Source organism: Amycolatopsis sp. WAC 04197, from assembly GCF_003947475.1.
Classification (GTDB): Bacteria; Actinomycetota; Actinomycetes; order Mycobacteriales; family Pseudonocardiaceae; genus Amycolatopsis; species Amycolatopsis japonica.
The window spans coordinates 290503-308251 of record NZ_QHJK01000003.1; the positions used below are offsets into that span (position 1 = coordinate 290503).

A 17749-nucleotide genomic window follows, 5' to 3' on the forward strand; every position below is an offset into this window, starting at 1 on the left:
GTCAGCGGCGGATGAGGCCCAGGTCGGTCGCGGTGGCGACGGCGGCCGTGCGCGAGTCGACGCCGAGTTTGGTGTAGCTGCGGGCGAGGTGGGATTTCACGGTGCCTTCGGTCAGGTGGAGCCGTTCCGCGATGGCCCGGTTGGACAGACCGTCGGCGACCAGGACCAGGACTTCGATCTCGCGCAATGTCAGCGCGGCGGTGGGCATCCGCATGCGGTTCATCAACCGGTCGGCGACGGTCGGAGCGAGGGTGGTGCGTCCGGCGGCGGCAGTACGCACGGCGGCCACCAGATCCTCGGGTGGGGCGTCCTTGAGGAGATAGCCGGTGGCGCCCGCTTCGATGGCGGGCAGCGTGTCGGCGTCGGTGTCGTAGGTGGTGACGATCAGCACGCGCGGAGCGCCCGGCCGCGCCGTGATCACCGCGGTGGCTTCGGCGCCGGTCATGCCGGGGCCGAAGCGCAGATCCATCAGCACGACGTCGATGTCGCCTTCCGCGGCGCGGGCCACGGCTTCCTCCGCGGTCGCGGCTTCGGCGGAGACGACGAGGCCGGGTTCGGTTTCCAGCAAGGCGCGGAGACCCGCCCGGACGATCGGATGATCGTCGGCCAGCAGGAGCCGGATCGGGGGTTCGGTCACGGACGTTCCTTGGTTTCGACGGGCAGCCGCACGGACAACTCGGTGCCGTGACCGGGGGAGGACTCGACGGTGAAGGTTCCGTCCAACGCCTCGGCTCGGGTCCGCATCGCGGTCAGACCGAAGCCGCTGTGTTCCGGATGGAAGCCCACACCGTTGTCGACGATGTCGAGGGTGACGTGCTCGTCGAGGTAGCACAGGGTGACTTCGGCGGTTGACGCGTCGGCGTGACGGACGGTGTTCGCGAGGGCAGCCTGGCCGATGCGCAGCAGGGCGACCTCGTATGCGGTCGGCAGGGGCGTGGGTGTACCGGTGAACCGGAACCGCGCGGCGATCCGGTGCCGGGCGCTGGTGGTGGCACACAACCGTTCCAACGCGTCGGCGAGCGTGGTGTCGTCGAGCGCCGGCGGGGACAGCGCGTCGACGAAGCGGCGGGCTTCGGCCAGGTTGTCGGCGGCCGCCTGCCGGGCCTGCTCGACGTAGCGGGCGGCGTTGCCGGCGGTGTCGGGAAGGGTTCGTTCCGCGGCACGCAACAGGAGTTGAATGCTCGACAGTCCTTGGGCGAGGGTGTCGTGGATCTCGTGGGCCAGCCGTTCCCGCTCGGCGAGCACTCCCGCCGCGTGCTGGGCTTCGGCGAGATCGGCGCGGGTGGCGGTCAGTTCCTCGATCAGGTTCCGGCGTCGTTCGCTTTCGCGGTACAGCGCCTGGTATCCCCAGACGACCGCGACCGCCACGGCGGCTCCCAGCGCCGGGCCGATCGCCGCCGCCGGGACGAAGGAACCTTGGTGGGCGGCGAACGCGGTGATCGCCGCCAGCGCGGTCGCGATCACCGCGACCAGGCCCTGGCGGCGCGGCAGCAGATGCAACTGCAGGAAGTAGAGCGGGAAGGCGACCCAGACGCCGTCGGCGGTCAGCACCAGCAGGACCAGCCACACGACGCCCACCGCGATCAGCCACCACTGGGCGGCCTGCCGGGACGTCCTGACACGCGGCAGGAGCGGCCCTGCCGCGTACACGACAGCGCACGCCAACGCCGTCGCGACGACCGCTCCCGCGTCGGACGAACCGTCCGCCACCGCACGGACGGCCGCGAGTGCGAGCAGGGCGATGAGCAGCAGGTGCAGACACCAGGTCAGCAGCCGGCTGGTCGGGGTCAACGGGAATGTGGTGGTCACAGTGCTTTCAGATTACGGAGCGCGACCGGCGGCCGCCTCTATCCAAAGGTAGAACCGGCGTGCCGTCTTCTGGCCGGCGAAGTGCCATCTCCGGCCAGATGTCGTCGCGGTCCTCGGCGGCGATCGTGGAGAGGTAACCAGCCCACCCCGCCGGAGAGGACAGACCGGAACCGTGTTCGTCGCCTGGAGAGATCTGAGATTCGCCAAAGGGCGGTTCGCCCTGATGGGAGCCGTGGTCGTGCTGATCACCCTGTTGGTCGGCCTGTTGTCCGGGCTCACCGCCGGGCTGGGTGAGCAGAACATTTCCGCGATCACCGGCCTGCCCGCCGACAAGATCGTCTTCGCCGCTCCTGGTGACGGGCAGAGCCTGTCCTACGCCAACTCCGTGATCACCGAGACACAGCGGCGGCAGTGGGCCGAAACCCCGGGTGTCACCGGTGCCGAGCCGTTGGGCATCTCCACCACCAAGGCCACCGCGGGAAACCGCAGTGCCGGGATCTCCGTCTTCGGAGTCCGGCCCGGTTCGGCGCTCGCCCCGGAGACCGGGAACATCACCAGTGGCTCGGTGGTGCTGTCGACGTCCGCCGCCGACGACTTGGGCGTCCGGAACGGGGACACCATCGCCGTGGCCGGACGCCGGCTGACGGTCTCCGCCGTGGCGGGGGACGCCTGGTTCAGCCACACCCCGGTGGTGTGGGCCGGGCTCGACGTCTGGGCGAAGACGGTGCCGCCCACCGGCGGTGAGCCGAGCGCGACGGTGCTCGCGCTGACCACCACTGCCGGCGCCGATCTCGCGGCCACCGATCTCGCCGCCGGCACGAAGACGGTCTCGAAGAGCGACTCGTTGTCCGCGATCGGCTCCTACACCTCGGAAAACGGCTCGCTGCAACTGATGCGAGGCTTCCTCTTCGCCATCTCCGCGCTCGTGATCGGCGCCTTCTTCACCGTCTGGACGATCCAGCGCAGCGGGGACATCGCCGTCCTCAAGGCGCTGGGGGCGAGTACGGCCTTCCTGCTGAAGGACGCGCTCGGCCAGGCTGTCGTCCTTCTCGTCGGTGGTACCGCCGTCGGCACCGCACTGGCCGTCGGCCTCGGCGCGGTCGTCGCCGGATCCGCCGTGCCGTTCCTCCTGACGCCGGCCACCCTACTGGTCCCGGCCGCCGTGATGATCCTGCTCGGCGCTCTCGGGGCCGCGCTTTCCGTCCGCCGCATCACCTCCGTCGACCCGCTGACCGCATTGGGGAGTGCCCGATGAGCCTGAACCTGACCGATGTCACCCTCACCTATCCCGACGGCGATTCCCGCCTCACCGCCCTCGACGGCGTCACCCTGGACGTCCCGCCGGGCACGATCACCGCCGTCGCCGGGCCTTCCGGCTCGGGCAAGTCCAGCCTGCTCGCCGTCGCCGCCACCCTCATCACCCCGGACCACGGGACCGTCACCATCGACGGCACCGAGACCACCGGGCTGAGCCGTGGTGAACTCACCGAGCTACGCCGCCGCAAGATCGGGATCGTCTTCCAGCAACCGAATCTGCTGCCCGCCCTCACCGCCGCCGAACAACTCCAGGTCATGGCCCGGATCGACGGCCGCTCCCCGTCCGCGGCACGCGGCGTGGCCCTGGATCTGCTCGACGCCGTCGGCCTCGGGTCGCAGGCCGGACGTCGCCCGCACCAGCTCTCCGGCGGCCAACGGCAGCGGGTGAACATCGCCCGTGCGCTGATGAACGAGCCCACCGTGCTGCTGATCGACGAACCGACGAGCGCCCTCGACCACGACCGCGGTGCCGCGGTCATCGACCTGATCACGCGCCTGACCCATCAGCGGGCCACCGCCACCGTCCTGGTCACGCACGACCGGGCCCATCTCGCCGCGGTCGATCGGATCGTCGAAGTCCATGATGGACGGTTGGGCAGCCCCACGCCGGTCGGCTGATCCGCCTAACGGTCATAGGGACTTTCGCCCCTTCCTCGTGGGCCGGTCGGCGACGCGACCGGGACCCGGGAGCAGGTGCCGGGGGACTTCGTCCTCTGCGATCGGGAGGCGCCGCCATTCGAGACTGGGACCGGCCCACGACAGCGGGTCCGACCTCGAAAGGAGCCGGGGATGCCGATCGCCATGGAAGGTTCGATCGTCGCCGGGATCGACGGATCGCGCTCGGCGAGGACGGCGGCCCTTTGGGCGGCGGCCGCCGCTTCGCGAAGGGGTGTGCCGCTCCGGCTCGTCCATGTCTACGCCGTGCCGCTCGCGAAGGTACCGAGTGTCCTTCCGCCGGCGGAGACGATCCGAGCGGGGTTCGCCGGTCTGGGGGAAGAGTGGGTGTCCCAGGTGCGGGAGGCGGTGCTGGCCCGCTTTCCGGGCGTGGTCGTCGAGACCGCGGTCCGGGAGTGGAGCGCGGTGCCCGCGCTGGTCCAGGAGTCCACCAGGGCGACGATGCTGGTGCTGGGATCACGGGGGCTGGGCGGGTTCACCGGACCGTTGATCGGTTCCACCGCGGTCGCGCTCGCCAAATACGGTCACTGCCCGATCGTGGTGGTCCGCGGCGCGTGGCGCGACGAGGACCGGATCGTGGTCGGCACGGATGGTTCTCCGGCGAGCGAGGGCGCCCTCGGGTTCGGCTTCGACGAAGCGAGTTCGCGGAACACCGGGCTGACCGTCGTCCGGACCTGGTCCGACCTGTCGGATCGGGTCGAGGACGACGAGCGGAAGTCGATCGAAGAGCAAGTGGCTCCGTGGCGGGACAAGTACCCGGAGGTGCCGGTCGAGTTCGTCCTGCGGCAGGGGCGTCCCGTCCGTGCCCTGCTCGAACTCGGCAAGCGGGCGGGCCTGCTCGTCGTCGGCTGCCGTGGCCGCGGCGGATTCGAAGGGATGCTTCTGGGCTCGACGAGCCAAGCGCTGATCGCCCATGCGGAGTGCCCTGTCGCCGTCATCCGGCCCGCTGTACCGAGCGACGACGCCGACCTGTGAGACGGGGAACGACATGCGGGCAAGGGATCTGATGACGAGGCCGGTCGTGACCGTCACCGCGGGGACGACCGCCAAACACGCCGCCGAACTGCTGACCGAGCACGGCTTCACCGCTCTGCCGGTGGTGGACGAAGACGACCGCTTGATCGGCATGGTGACCGAGGCGGACCTGATCCGGGATCGATTCCCCGAAGACGTCCGGTTCGTCCGGCGTCCCGCCGGGCATGGGACACCGGGTGCCACCGTGGCGGAGGTGATGACGACACCCGCCACCGCGATGAGCGCCGGGGCGGACCTCGCGGAGGTCGGCAAGGCGTTGCTCGACGGGAAGATCCGCGCGATGCCCATTGTGGACGGTGCGGCGGTGGTGGGCATCGTCACCAGGGCCGATTTCGTCCGCGCCTTCGCCAGGTCCGACGGCGCGATCGCCGCCGACGTCCGGCACCACCTCGCGATCTACGGCGGTCCCGGCCGCTGGACGGTCGACGTCGAAGACGGCCTTGTCCGGATCGGGGACCGATACGGGAACGACACCGACCACCACGTCGCGAAGGTCATCGCGGAGGGGATCCCCGGTGTCGTCCAAGCGAAAGTGACCTACCAGGAAGGTGAGAGATGAACCGGATCGTCGTCGGGGTGGACGGAGCGGAACCGGGCCGGGCGGCCGTGCGATGGGCGGCCGCCGTCGCGGCCGAACGAAAGTTGGGGCTGCTGATCGTGCATGCCCTGCACGTGGAGCAGTGGGCCTACGGTGGCGGGCTGGCCGGTCCGGTGCCGTGGTTCGACGTGCTCGCGGGCGAGGGGCGGCGCGTCCTCGAGGAGGCCGTGGCGGATGCCGGATCGACCGCGCCCGGTGTCCCGGTCGACACCCTCATGCCCGCGGATTCGCCGGTCCCGACGCTGGTCGACGCGTCGAAGTCGGCCACGATGGTCGTGGTCGGCGGGACGGGCAAAGGTTTCTTCGGGCAGATGACCTTGGGATCGACGGCGTCCGCGCTGATCGCGCACGCGCACTGTCCCGTGGTCGTGCTCCGTGGCAGGAAGGGCACGGCGAACCAACCCGACACGGGGCCGGTGGTGGTCGGGATCGACGGGAGCCCGACGAGCGAGCGGGCCTTGGAGGCCGCTTTCGACGAAGCCTCGCGCCGGTCCGCGACGCTGGTCGCCGTGCACGCGTGGTCGGACGTCACCTATGACGACGTCTACGGGATGGCGCGGCTGATGAGCCAGTGGGAGTCCATTGAGGACGATGAGCGCAGGCTGCTCGCGCAACGTCTCGCGGGCTGGCAGGAGAAGTATCCCGACGTCACGGTGGAACGCTCGCTCGTTCGTGACCGGCCGCGGCAGGCTCTGCTGGAGTGGAGCGCCAAGGCGAGGCTCGTGGTCGTGGGCAGCCGCGGTCGCGGCGGGTTCACGGGACTTCTGCTCGGCTCGACCAGCCAGGCGTTGGCCCAGCACGCCGAATGCCCTGTGATGGTGGTCCGCCGAGTGGAACGCTGAAGCCGGTACGGACGATGAACGAGTCGTCACCCGATCCGGAAGGAGGTGGCGATGGCGTCCGAGCCATCACCGGCGGGCGGGCATCCGCCGCCCAGCGCGGCGGTGCTGACCGGGCTCCGGCTGGACGAGTTGCTGCACGAGGTCCAGGAGCGGCTTTCGGAGATCGTGAAGACCCGTGACCGGCTGCAAGGGTTGCTCGACGCGGTTCTCGCGGTAGGGACCGGTCTCGAACTCGATTCGACCCTGCAGCGCATCGTCCAGGCCGCGGTCGAGCTGGTCGACGCCCAATACGGGGCGTTGGGCGTCCTCGGCGACGAGGACGGCCTCTCCCAGTTCGTGTACGTCGGCATCGACCAGGACGTACGCGAGACGATGGGCCACCTGCCCGAGGGCAGGGGCCTGCTCGGCCTGCTCATCGAGGATCCGCAGCCGGTGCGGGTCCCGGACCTTTCGGCGCATCCCGCCTCGGTCGGCTTCCCGGCCAACCATCCGCCCATGCACAGCTTCGTCGGTGTGCCGGTCCGGGTACGGGACGAGGTGTTCGGGAATCTGTACCTGACCGAGAAACGCGGAGCCGCCGAGTTCACCGCGGACGACGAGGTCGTCCTGCAGGCACTCGCGGCGGCCGCGGGCGTGGCCATCGACAACGCCCGTCTGTTCGAGCGCTCCCGGACCCGGGAGCGATGGCTCGAGGCGGTGGCGAAGGTCAACGGCGAGCTGCTCGGTGGCGCGTCGGTCGTGGACACGCTGGCGCTGATCGTCGGAAGCGTCCGCGAGCTGGCCGGGGCCGACGAGGTGATGATCCTTCTCGCCGAAGACGGCGAGAAGGGGACGCGGTCGTTGACGGTCACCGCGGTGAGCAGCGGACGGCACGGTCCGCTGCGAGGGAAGCAGGTCTCCGGTGAGCATCCCCTGCTCGACGAGATCTTCGCCGGCGGGCAGACCTGTCTCGTCGCCGACCTCGGCACCGTGTTCGGTTCGGCGGACACGGCACTTTCCGGTCCCGGGGCGCTGGCGCCGTTGACCAGCGCGACGGGTGTCGGCGGCGTGCTGGTCGCCAGCCGGGAAAAGGGCACGCAGCAGTTCAAGGCCGACCAGATCCCGATGTTGTCGTCGTTCGGCGACCAGGCCGCCGTGGCGCTCGAGTTCGCCGAAAAGCAGCGCAACCAGCGCCTGCTGGACGTGCTCGCCGACCGGGACCGGATCGCGCAGGATCTCCACGATCACGTCATCCAGCGACTTTTCGCCACCGGCATGAGCCTCCAGAGCATCCTGCCGAGAGTGCCGGACGACTTCGCCCGCAACCGGGTCACGCAGGCCGTCGAGCAACTCGACCGGACCGTTCGCGAGATCAGGACCTCGATCTTCGACCTGCACACCGCGGGAGCGGGGGAGTCGGCCGGTCTTCGCCGGCGGCTGCTCGACATCGTCACGGAACTGACCCCGGCTTCGGCCGTGACACCGTCGGTCCGGATCGCGGGCGCGGTGGACACCCTCGTGCCGGTCGAGGTGTACGAGCACGCCGAGGCCGTCGTCCGTGAGGCGCTGAGCAACGCCATCCGGCACTCGGGCGCGAAAGAGATCTCCGTGACCGTCGAGGCCGGCACCGAACTCGCCATCGAGGTGAGCGACGACGGTGTGGGACTGCCGTCGTCCGGCCGGCGCAGCGGGCTCGACAACCTTTCGCAACGCGCCGACCGGTGCGGCGGATACGCCGAGTTCACCGGCAGGGAGGGCGGCGGGACCCGGATCTCGTGGCGTGTCCCGCTGTCGCACGAAGGCGCCTAGCGGTCGCCGAACAGGCGGATCCGGTCTTCCTTCTTGAGCTCGTTCGCGAGCACGGCGGCCTGGGTCCGGCGCTGGATACCGAGTTTGCCGAGGATGCGGGAAACGTAGTTCTTGATCGTCTTCTCCGCCAGGAAGAGCCGTTCGCCGATCTCCCGGTTGGTGAGCCCTTCCCCGATGAGCTCGAAGACGGCACGCTCCTGCTCGGACAACCCGGCGATCGGATCGTCACGGTCGTGCTCCCGGCGGATGCGGTTCATCAGGGCGGCGGTGGTGCGGCTGTCGAGCAGTGAGCCGCCTTCGGCGATGGTCCTGATCGCCGAGACGAGGTCGTTGCCGAGCACCTGTTTCAGGACGAAGCCGGAGGCACCCGCCATGATCGCGGTGAGCAGGGCCTCGTCGTCGGCGTAGGACGTGAGCATCAGGCAACGCAGGTCGGGCCGGGTCGAGAGCAACTCGCGGCACAGCTCGATACCGGTGCCGTCCGGGAGGCGGACGTCCAGCACCGCGATATCGGTTTCGGTCGCGGGAATCCGGGTGAGCGCTTCGGAGACCGACGCGGCCTCGCCGGAGATCTCGATGTCCGGCTCGCTGCCGAGCAGATCGGACAGCCCCCGCCGGACGATCTCGTGATCGTCGACCAGGAACACCTTGGTCGCCATGGCTCGTCCTCCCGCCGCAGGGTCCTGGCCGTGCTGCCGAACCTACTCCGGCACGCGGGACGGCACAGCGGTCTGGACGTCCCGGCGTCGTAGGGCTTTGGTCCCGGAGATCGGAGCCGTCCGCACCTGCGCACCTCTCCCGTAGTGGCGCACGGTGGATTCGAGCACGGCGCCACCGCGGAGGGCAGGGAGCATGGAGCGACGAGAGAACTGGTCGGCGGGGGAGACGGAGGTCCTCGCCCGGACCTTGCTGCGGGCGCCCTCGGTGCACAACACCCAGCCGTGGATCCTGGAGTTCGACGGCGGAAGGCTGCTGCTGATCGAGCGCCGTGACCTGAACCTCCCGGAACACGATCCGCTGGGCCGCGACCGGGTGATCTCCTGCGGCGCCGCCCTCACGAACCTGGAGCTCGCCGTCCGCGTGCTCGGCTACGCACCGCGCACGGAGACGTTCCCCGAACCGGGCCGCCCGGAAGTGGTCGCGTCGGTCACGCCAGGCGAGCGTGCGCTGCCGTCCGCGGACGACCTGCACCGCTACTCGGCCATCGAACGACGGCGCAGCCACCGGCGGCGGTTCGCCGGACGGCCCGTCTCGCGTCAGCGGATCGGCGAGCTGGTGGACACCGCCGCCTCGGCCGGCGTCGAAGCCAGGCCGATCCGTGACGAGCTGGAACTCGGTCGCGTCGCCGAACTGCTCGAATTCGCGGCGGAGGCCCACCAGCACGATCACGGATACCAGCGCGAGCTCGCCCTGTGGACGATCCGGGACGAGGTGTCGCATCGCCACGGTGTGGGGCTCGCCGCGACGGCGCTTCCCCCGGGCTCGCTGCCCTGGGCGGGCTTGGTCCGGCCGTCGACGGCATTGCCGGACAGCGTGGTCCTGACCCATCGGCTGACGGAAGAGACGTTGCTCGCCTTCTTGACCCTCGACGACACCCGGCACGACCACTTGGCCGTGGGGCAAGCGGTGCAGCGCACCTGGCTCGACGCGGTCGACGGAGGTCTCGTCGGCTCGGTGCTGACCCAGCCGCTGCACCTGCCCGAAGTGCGTTCCGCGCTGTGCGACGATCTCGAACTCGCCGGTTTCCCGCAGCTGCTCATGCGGCTCGGCTATCCCGCCGGCGCGGTGCCGTCCAGCCCGCGTCGCGCGATCGACGAAATACTCGGCCGCGGTTTCTGAAGCCGGGACTCCACAAAGGACATACGACAGCTCGGTCCACGATATGGGACCGCGCGTCGTCATGTCCTCTTTCCGAACAGTGGGAAAAATGCTGGGTTTCGGCCGCTGCGCGCGCCATGGTCATTTTGACGGGTTCCCACTCGGCTTCGGGCACGTAAAAGGATCTCGTAACTTCCGGCGAACGGGGAAATTCGTTCCGTTTTGTCACGCGGTCGTTCTCCCGAATTTCGAAGTGACTGCGAATACGTCATTCTTCTGCCCTAATTCCATCGAACTCGGCTGTTTGCCGTCATAACCTCGCGCGCTGTCGTCGGGTTATGGCCTGGGAGAAACGGACGACCGATCTTTCGTACTTACGGAGGTACCCGTGGAAAGTGTCGCGCACTACTTTCCAACCCTGTCACCTCCGCCAGGACATCTTGTCCGGCAGGTACTCCCGAACTCCGCCTTATACCCCACCGCGAATGCGGCCACTGTGGCTACCTATTAAGGAAAATGGTGAATTCTTCCCCGAAACTCGATGTCAGCCCGAACCCGCCCCTGCCGAAGACGCGAAACGAAGGACTGGTCATACGAAAATACGGTGGCTCGTCGCTGGCCACACCTGAAATGGTGCACAACGTCGCCGCCGAGGTGGCTGCGATCGCCGAGGCGGGACATCGGGTGGTCCTGGTCGTGTCGGCGATGGGGGACAGCACCGACCGGTTGATCGCGCTGGCGGGCGAGTTCGCCGAACCGCCCGTTCCCCGGGAGCTCGACCAGTTGATGGCGACCGGTGAACAGGTCTCCGCGTCGGTGCTCGCGATGGCGTTGGCCGAGCGCGGGATCGAGGCCGTCTCGTTGTCCGGTGACCAGGCCGGGATCGAGGTCGCGGGTGAACCCGGCGCGGGGACCATCGTGCGGGTCGATCCCGGCAAGATCGTCGAACGGCTGCGTGACGCGCGGGTCGTGGTCGTCGCCGGATTTCAGGGCCGGAACGCCGACGGCGAACTGCTGACCTTGGGCCGAGGTGGTTCCGACACCACCGCCGTGGCGCTCGCGGCCGCGCTCGGCGGTTCCGAATGCGAGATCCGGACCGACGTGCACGGCGTTCGCACGGCCGATCCCCGGATCGTGCGGGACACCCGGGCGGTCCGGACGATCTCGTACGACGCCATGGTGGAGCTCGCCGGACTCGGCGCCCGCGTGCTGCATCCCAGATCCGTCGAACTCGCGCGCCGTCACGGAGTGGCGGTGCGGGTGACGCACGCGTCGGATCCCGGCCCGTCGACCGTCGTGACGGCGGAAGAACCGTCGCTGGAAGGCACTCCTCGCGTCATCGGCATCGCCCACGAGCGCGACGTGCGGCTCGTCCGTGTCGAGGTTTCGGCTTCCGGCCCGGACCACTACGCGCGCGTTCTCACGACGCTGGCGAACTGCGGAGTGCGACCGGACAACCTGAGCTGGCCCGATCCCGGCGAACTGCGGTTCACCGTCCGGGGGACCGAGCCGCTCGGACTGCCGATCACCCGGCTCGCGATGGACCTGGACGCCCGCTCCACGGTCTTCGAGGAACTCGGCTCGGTTTCCGTGGTCGGCACCGCGCTGCTCGATCCGCCCGGTTTCCTGCCCGAGTTGCTGCGGGTCCTCGCCGACCACCGGGTCACGGTGCCCGCGATGACGACCTCGCAGTCGCGCCTCACCGCCGTGATCCCCGCCGACGCCGTCGACACGACCGTCCGCGCCCTGCACGACTCCTTCGGCTTGTCGGCGGACAGGACATGAGCCCCTACGGACTGCCGTCGGGCCAGTTCACCACCGATGGCCTGGTCCTGACCTGCGACGGCCACGACCAGCGGATTCGATGGCGGGTCGGCGATCGGCTGGAAGAGTTGTACGAGCGGCTCTGCGACCGGCTGCGAGCCGACGGCCTCGGCGACCGTCTCGCGGTCGACGCCGAGGGCGAGAAGCTCACGTTCGACGGTTTGGACGAGCGGGCGAACCGGCTCGCCCGCCATCTGCGAGCCCACGGGGTGCGGCCCGGCGACCGGATCGGGTTGTTGTTCGGCGAACCGGTTCACCCCTACGTCGCGATGCTCGCCGTGCTCAAGGTGAACGCGGCGTATGTGCCGCTGGACGCGGGGTTTCCGGACGACCGCTTGGCCTACATCGTCCAGGACGCCGGCGTCCGGCTCGTGGTGTCGACCACCGCCCTGCGGGATCGGTTCGAACCGGGCAGCGTCGAGGTGGTCTGTGTCGACGAGGACTCGGATCGCATCGCCGGGTTGTCGGGCGAGCGGCTCACCGCGGTCGAGAGGGGCACTCCGGCCGGCGAACTCTGCTACGTCGTCTACACGTCCGGCTCGACCGGGCGGCCGAAGGGCGTGACGATCGATCACGCGTCGATCTGCAATTTCGTCCAGGTCGCCGCCGAGGTCTACGGCATCCAGGGCACCGACCGGGTCTACCAGGGCATGACGATCGCGTTCGACTTCTCGGTCGAGGAGATCTGGGTGCCGTTGCTGAGCGGCGCGACACTCGTGCCGAAACCCGGCGGCGCCGCGCTCGTCGGTCACGACCTCCTCGAATTCCTGCGGGAGAACGAGGTCACCGCGCTGTGCTGCGTCCCGACCCTGCTGGCCAGCCTCGACGAGGACCTGCCGCTGCTGAGATTCCTCCTGGTGTCCGGTGAAGCGTGCCCCGAAGACCTCGTACGCCGCTGGTATCGCCCGGACAGACGGTTCCTCAACGTCTACGGCCCGACGGAGGCCACTGTCACCGCGACGTGGTCGGTGCTGCGGCCGGATCGGCCGGTGACCATCGGCGTGCCCTTGCCGACCTATTCCGTCGTCATCCTCGACCCGGACGAGCCGAGGGCGCTGGCCGCGGGCGAACTCGGCGAGATCGGCATCGCGGGGATCGGGCTCGCCGGCGGCTACCTCAACCGGGCCGATCTGACCGAGCGCGCGTTCATCCCGGATTTCCTCGGCATCGGGCACAATCCGTCCCAGCGCATCTACCGCACCGGTGATCTGGGCCGGATCACCCCGGACGGCGAGATCGAGTACCACGGCCGCGCCGACACCCAGGTGAAGATCCGTGGCTACCGGGTCGAGCTCACCGAGATCGAGTCGGTCCTCCTGCAGATTCCCGGAATCGCCCAGGCGGTGGTCGAAACCCACCATCCGGAACCCGGCACCGTCGAACTGGTCGCCTACTACAGCCTGCGCCGCGACCAGGCGGACGTCGATCCCGGTGAACTCCGCGGGCGCCTGGCGGAACTGCTGCCGGGCTACATGGTGCCCGCGTATCTCGAAAAGCTCGACCACATCCCGCTGACTCCGGCGGGCAAGGCCGACCGCAAGCATCTCCCGGCGCCCAGCGGTCCGCGAAGAGCGGGAAACGACATCGGTTACGTGGCCCCGGCCACCGAGACCGAACTCCGCTTGGCGGAGGCGTTGGGCGGTGTCCTCGGGATCGAGCGGATCTCGGCGACGGGGCACTTCTTCGACGACTACGGGGCCGACTCCCTGCTGCTGGCCAAGTTCTGCGCGGTGATCCGGGAACGCGGCGACCTCGCGCCGTTGTCGGCCAGGGACGTGTACCTGAACCCCACTGTTCGTGGTCTCGCCGAGTCGACCGCCGCCGCGTCGCAGGTGACGGTCGCTCGCGCCGAGGAGCCGCGCGGCGCGTCGACCGTGGCGTATGTCCTTTGTGGAGTGTTCCAGCTCTTGGCGTTTCTGGCCTACGCCGCCGGTTCGGGCTGGATCCTGGACACGGGATTCGCCTGGATCTCCGCCGCGACGGGGTTCGTCGAGAGCTACGCGCGCGCCGTCGGACTCGGGCTCGTCGTCTTCGTCATCATGTCCGTGGTGCCGATCGCGGCGAAATGGACGATCGTCGGCCGGTGGAAACCGGGGGAGATCCCATTGTGGAGCGTGGGCTATCTGCGCTTCTGGACGGTCAAGACCTTGGTCAGGTTCAGCCCGCTGATGCTGTTCATCGGCACGCCCCTGTACTCGTGGTACCTGCAGGCGCTCGGTGCGGACATCGGCAGAGGCGCCGTGATCCTGTCTCGGAACCCGCCGGTGTGCACCGATCTGTTCAGCATCGGTGCTGGGGCGGTCATCCGGAAGGACGCGTACTTCTCCTGCTACCGCGCCAGGGCGGGGTGGATCCAGACCGGGCGGGTCACGCTCGGCGAGAACGCCTTCGTCGGTGAGATGACCGTGCTCGACATCGGCACGGCACTCGGCCACGACTCGCAGCTCGGCCACTCGTCGTCGCTGAACTCCGGGCAATCGGTCCCCGATGGCGAAAGCTGGCACGGGTCGCCCGCCCGCCTCTCCACAGTGGACTACCGGGCGCTGGGAACGGTCCCGCGCGGCAGGCTCAGGCCGACCGTCTTCTGCGCCTCCAGCCTGCTGCTCCTGCTCTCGGTGACACTTCCCGTGACGCTGGGCGGGGCGGACGTGTTCGCCGACCGCTGGCTCACCACGACGGCGGACTTCACGAGCTGGGCCTTCTACCGCGGCCGGATCCTCGACTCCGCGCTGCTGTACTTCGGGGCGTTGCTCGCCGGACTCGCGGTCGTCCTCGTGATCCCGCGCCTGCTCGGCCTCTTCCTCCGGCCGGACCGCGTCTATCCGCTCTACGGCAGGCATTTCGCCATCCAGCGGTTGATCGCGCGGCTGACCAACATGCGCGCGTACACGTATCTGTTCGGCGACAGCAGCTACATCGTGTACTACTTGCGCGCACTGGGATACGACCTGTCGAAGATCCAGCAGACCGGCTCCAACTTCGGGGTCGAGGTCAAGCACGAGACGCCGTTCCTCAGCACGGTCGGCACCGGCACGATGGTCTCGGACGGTCTTTCTCTGCTCAACGCCGACTTTTCGTCCTCGTCGTTCCGTCTGCGCAGGACGTCCGTCGCGCCGGAGGCGTTCCTGGGCAACGAGATCGCCTTCCCACCCGGTGCGCGGATCGGCCGGAACTGCCTGCTGGCCACCAAGGTCCTGGTTCCGCTGGACGGGCCGGTCCGGGAGAACGTCGGCTTGCTGGGGTCGCCCGCGTTCGAAATCCCCAGGACCGTCCGCCGCGACACCGGATTCGAGCATCTCGGCAGCGGGGACGCGCTGCACCGGGGCCTGCGGGCGAAGAACCGCCACAACACCGTCACCATCGCCATCTACCTGCTCGTGCATTGGCTGCACCTGCTCGGAATCCTGTTGATCGGTACGGCGGCCGGCGCCCTGCACGAGCGGATCGGCTCGCTCGCGGTCGGTGTCGGCATCGTGGCGACCCTGGTGTTCTCGGTCGCGTTCCTCATGGTGGCGGAACTCGCCGTGCAGGGCTTCCAGGCGCTGCGGCCGAGGTTCTGCTCGATCTACGATCCGGTGTTCTGGCGGCACGAGCGGTTCTGGAAGCTCAGCCCGGCCCGCTATCTCGCGCTGTTCAACGGGACGGCGTTCAAACCGTTCCTGCTGCGTCGCCTCGGTGTCCGGATCGGCCGTCGGGTCTTCGACGACGGGTGCGGGATCCCGGAGCGGTCGCTGGTGAGCATCGGCGACGACTGCGTGCTCAACCTGCACACCGTCGTGCAAGGACATTCGCTCGAGGACGGCACGTTCAAATCCGACTACATCGACATCGGTGCGGGGTGCACCCTCGGCACCGGCGCCTTCGTCCACTATGGAGTGACGATGGCGGACGGGGCGATCGCCGAAGCGGACGCGTTCCTGATGAAGGGCACCACGGCCCCGGCACGGACCCGCTGGTACGCCAATCCGGCGGTCGAACTCGACACGGCGGAAGAGATCACCGCGGCAAGGAGGCTGCCATGACCCGCACTCCCACGGCGAGACCGGCTCTCGCCCCCCGTGTCGAGGGCGCCCTGCCCGGTCCTCGTTCGGCCGAGTTCCTCGAACACCAGCGACAATGGGAATCCAGCGCGCGGGCGTATCCACGCCATCTGCCGATCGCCATCGCGGGCGCGGAGGGCAGCTACCTGTGGGACATGGACGGGAACGTCTTCCTCGACTTCCTGGCGGGTGCGGGCGTGCTCTCCCTCGGCCACAACCATCCCGAACTGGTGCACGCGGCCACTGAGCAGATGCACGTACTCACCCACGGCCTGGATTTCCCGACGGCGGCGAAGCGCGAGTTCGTCGACGCCCAGCTGTCCATGCTGCCGCCGAGCCTGAGCTCGCGGATGCGGATGCACTTCTGCGGCCCCGGCGGCGCCAACGCCGTGGACGCCGCGATCAAACTGTGCAAGACCGCGACCGGACGCGGTGACCTGGTGTCCTTCCAGGGCGGGTTCCACGGCTCGAGCCACGCCGCGATGGCGTTGACCGGCCTCGTCGCCCAGAAACGGCCGATCGCCAACGGGGTACCCGGCGTGCACTTCTTCCCGTACTCCTACTGCGCCCGGTGCCCGGTGGGGCTTTCGCCGGACACCTGCGCGACCAACTGCGTCGGCCTGCTGGAACGGTCGCTGCGGGATCCCAACGGCGGCATCCCCCTTCCCGCCGCGGTGATCCTGGAAATGGTGCAGGGCGAAGGCGGAATCATCCCGGCGGACCGCGACTTCGTGCGCCGGGTCCGCGCGCTGACCACGGAACTGGACATCCCGCTCGTCGTCGACGAGGTGCAGACCGGTTGCGGTCGCACCGGGACCTGGTTCGCGTTCGAGCACTACGACATCGAGCCCGACGTGATCATCGCCTCGAAGGCGTTGAGCGGGATGGGACTCCCGGTGGCGGTGATCTTCTACGACCGGCGACTGGACGGCTGGGCACCCGGTGCGCACACCGGGACGTTCCGCGGCAACCAGGCCGCGTTCGCCGCCGGCGCGGCGGCGGTCCGCATCGTCCGGCGTGACGACGTGCTCGGCAATGTCCGGCAGCGCGGACGAGAACTCGCGCAACGGCTCGGCGTCCTGCACGGCGACGTCTGGGTCCGTGAGGTGCGCGGTCTTGGCCTGATGTGGGGGATCGAGCTGGCCGATCCGCGCGACGGCCGTCCGGCCGGCGCATACGCCCGGGCCGTGCAGGCGTATGCGTTGCAGCACGGGCTGATCGTCGAACTCGGCGGCCGCGACGACAGCGTGATCCGCCTGATGCCGCCGCTCACCGTGACCGCCGAGGAGATCGACCTCGCCTGCGCGATCCTGCTGGACGCGATCGAGCGCTGCGGTCCGCCGCAGTAGGGAAGCCGCAGGTCCCGCCTCGTGAGTGGTGCGGACGGTTCTAACCGTCCGCATCACTCACGAGGCCGTTGCCTCTTCGGACAGCGTCGGTGTGCGCAACAGGCAGCATCGCAGGCTTTTCGTTCTTCGCCGCTCTTGCGTGGATAGGCTCGCTCACGCCCGGTCGGGCAGCTATCCGTTGCGAGGAAAGGAATCCAGCCCCATGCGGAAGAGTGCCAAGAGGCTTTCGGTAGTCGGTGCGGCCGCGCTCGGCCTGCTCGTCGCGGTTCCGGCGAGCCCAGCCTTCGCCATCGACCAGGTCGCCTGCGGCAACAGGGACGACTTCGTGAAGCTGGACATCTCGTTCGGCAACGGGATGGGCACCAACCGATGCTTCGCGAACGGCGGCGTCACCGGCACGGACATCGGCGGGGTCTACAACATCACCTCGGGCAACAACAAGGTGACGGTCAACTACGAGCGCAACGGCCGGTACGAATCGTCGACCCTCGGGTACTGGCAGGGGGTCGGTTTCGCCGGGACCGTCCGGGTGTACGAGGTGCGCATCTGGTGATGATCGCCTCAGGGGGAGCGACCAAAACTCCGGATACGGCCCGTGATCGATACCCGGCCGTTAGAGTGAACAGTCGCTGTAGCCGTCACCCTTGAGGAGTA

The 17749-nt window shown here is 69.1% G+C and carries 14 protein-coding genes; 11 read left to right on the forward strand and 3 right to left on the reverse strand.

Annotated elements, in window-relative coordinates:
* Position 1: 1 nt before the first annotated feature.
* Together DMC64_RS14405 and DMC64_RS14410 are read right to left on the reverse strand one after the other, a co-directional pair.
* On the reverse strand, positions 2-637 hold the full coding sequence (locus DMC64_RS14405; RefSeq protein ID WP_125733906.1) for a response regulator transcription factor: 636 nt from the start codon (positions 635-637) through the stop codon (positions 2-4).
* Positions 634-1809, reverse strand: a complete 1176-nt coding sequence (locus DMC64_RS14410) for a sensor histidine kinase (RefSeq protein ID WP_125733907.1) — start codon at positions 1807-1809, stop codon at positions 634-636. Before DMC64_RS14410 ends, DMC64_RS14405 begins: the two co-directional genes overlap by 4 nt.
* Positions 1810-1981: 172 nt before the next feature.
* Between DMC64_RS14410 and DMC64_RS14415 the strand changes: the two genes are divergently transcribed.
* The 6 genes from DMC64_RS14415 (at position 1982) to DMC64_RS14440 (ending at position 8064) form a co-directional block, all read left to right on the forward strand.
* Positions 1982-3064 carry an ABC transporter permease gene (locus DMC64_RS14415; RefSeq protein WP_125733908.1) on the forward strand — a complete coding sequence of 361 codons (1083 nt, stop codon included), beginning with the start codon at positions 1982-1984 and terminating at the stop codon, positions 3062-3064.
* Positions 3061-3744 (forward strand): ABC transporter ATP-binding protein, encoded by a 684-nt coding sequence (locus DMC64_RS14420; RefSeq protein ID WP_125733909.1) that lies wholly within the window; start codon positions 3061-3063, stop codon positions 3742-3744. Before DMC64_RS14415 ends, DMC64_RS14420 begins: the two co-directional genes overlap by 4 nt.
* Positions 3745-3915: 171 nt before the next feature.
* Positions 3916-4776 carry a universal stress protein gene (locus DMC64_RS14425; protein WP_125733910.1) on the forward strand — a complete coding sequence of 287 codons (861 nt, stop codon included), beginning with the start codon at positions 3916-3918 and terminating at the stop codon, positions 4774-4776.
* Between the two features lie 13 nt (positions 4777-4789).
* Complete coding sequence (locus DMC64_RS14430) at positions 4790-5395, forward strand: HPP family protein (RefSeq protein ID WP_125733911.1); 606 nt, start codon at positions 4790-4792, stop codon at positions 5393-5395.
* Complete coding sequence (locus DMC64_RS14435; RefSeq protein ID WP_125733912.1) at positions 5392-6276, forward strand: universal stress protein; 885 nt, start codon at positions 5392-5394, stop codon at positions 6274-6276. The genes DMC64_RS14430 and DMC64_RS14435 overlap by 4 nt, the downstream gene beginning before the upstream one ends.
* Positions 6277-6327: 51 nt before the next feature.
* Positions 6328-8064 carry a GAF domain-containing protein gene (locus tag DMC64_RS14440; protein WP_125733913.1) on the forward strand — a complete coding sequence of 579 codons (1737 nt, stop codon included), beginning with the start codon at positions 6328-6330 and terminating at the stop codon, positions 8062-8064.
* On the opposite strand, the gene DMC64_RS14445 is transcribed toward DMC64_RS14440, so the two are convergent.
* Entirely contained in the window at positions 8061-8723 is a 663-nt protein-coding gene (locus tag DMC64_RS14445; RefSeq protein ID WP_037338101.1) for a response regulator transcription factor, read from the reverse strand. The two genes, DMC64_RS14440 and DMC64_RS14445, sit on opposite strands and share 4 nt — an antisense overlap.
* 193 nt (positions 8724-8916) lie before the next feature.
* Here DMC64_RS14445 and DMC64_RS14450 point away from each other — a divergent pair, with 193 nt between their 5' ends.
* The 5 genes from DMC64_RS14450 to DMC64_RS14470 all read left to right on the forward strand — a co-directional run bounded on the left by DMC64_RS14450 (position 8917) and on the right by DMC64_RS14470 (position 17648).
* On the forward strand, positions 8917-9903 hold the full coding sequence (locus DMC64_RS14450; protein WP_125733914.1) for a nitroreductase: 987 nt from the start codon (positions 8917-8919) through the stop codon (positions 9901-9903).
* 495 nt (positions 9904-10398) lie between these two features.
* The gene (locus DMC64_RS14455; RefSeq protein ID WP_125733915.1) at positions 10399-11667 is read left to right on the forward strand and encodes an aspartate kinase; all 1269 of its coding nucleotides are present in this window, start codon (positions 10399-10401) and stop codon (positions 11665-11667) included.
* Positions 11664-15728 carry a Pls/PosA family non-ribosomal peptide synthetase gene (locus tag DMC64_RS14460; protein WP_125733916.1) on the forward strand — a complete coding sequence of 1355 codons (4065 nt, stop codon included), beginning with the start codon at positions 11664-11666 and terminating at the stop codon, positions 15726-15728. Before DMC64_RS14455 ends, DMC64_RS14460 begins: the two co-directional genes overlap by 4 nt.
* Positions 15725-17095 carry an aspartate aminotransferase family protein gene (locus tag DMC64_RS14465; RefSeq protein ID WP_125733917.1) on the forward strand — a complete coding sequence of 457 codons (1371 nt, stop codon included), beginning with the start codon at positions 15725-15727 and terminating at the stop codon, positions 17093-17095. The genes DMC64_RS14460 and DMC64_RS14465 overlap by 4 nt, the downstream gene beginning before the upstream one ends.
* A gap of 202 nt (positions 17096-17297) precedes the next feature.
* Entirely contained in the window at positions 17298-17648 is a 351-nt protein-coding gene (locus tag DMC64_RS14470) for a beta/gamma crystallin domain-containing protein (protein WP_125733918.1), read from the forward strand.
* The last annotated feature ends 101 nt before the right edge of the window (positions 17649-17749 follow it).

Bases quoted from the DNA above. Each gene is read 5' to 3' on its own strand.
- DMC64_RS14450 (WP_125733914.1), top strand. From the start codon at position 8,917: ATGGAGCGACGAGAGAACTGGTCGGCGGGGGAGACGGAGGTCCTCGCC.
- DMC64_RS14455 (WP_125733915.1), top strand. From the start codon at position 10,399: ATGGTGAATTCTTCCCCGAAACTCGATGTCAGCCCGAACCCGCCCCTG.
- DMC64_RS14465 (WP_125733917.1), top strand. From the start codon at position 15,725: ATGACCCGCACTCCCACGGCGAGACCGGCTCTCGCCCCCCGTGTCGAG.
- DMC64_RS14435 (WP_125733912.1), top strand. From the start codon at position 5,392: ATGAACCGGATCGTCGTCGGGGTGGACGGAGCGGAACCGGGCCGGGCG.
- DMC64_RS14445 (WP_037338101.1), bottom strand. From the start codon at position 8,723: ATGGCGACCAAGGTGTTCCTGGTCGACGATCACGAGATCGTCCGGCGG.
- DMC64_RS14460 (WP_125733916.1), top strand. From the start codon at position 11,664: ATGAGCCCCTACGGACTGCCGTCGGGCCAGTTCACCACCGATGGCCTG.
- DMC64_RS14430 (WP_125733911.1), top strand. From the start codon at position 4,790: ATGCGGGCAAGGGATCTGATGACGAGGCCGGTCGTGACCGTCACCGCG.
- DMC64_RS14420 (WP_125733909.1), top strand. From the start codon at position 3,061: ATGAGCCTGAACCTGACCGATGTCACCCTCACCTATCCCGACGGCGAT.
- DMC64_RS14440 (WP_125733913.1), top strand. From the start codon at position 6,328: ATGGCGTCCGAGCCATCACCGGCGGGCGGGCATCCGCCGCCCAGCGCG.
- DMC64_RS14470 (WP_125733918.1), top strand. From the start codon at position 17,298: ATGCGGAAGAGTGCCAAGAGGCTTTCGGTAGTCGGTGCGGCCGCGCTC.
- DMC64_RS14425 (WP_125733910.1), top strand. From the start codon at position 3,916: ATGCCGATCGCCATGGAAGGTTCGATCGTCGCCGGGATCGACGGATCG.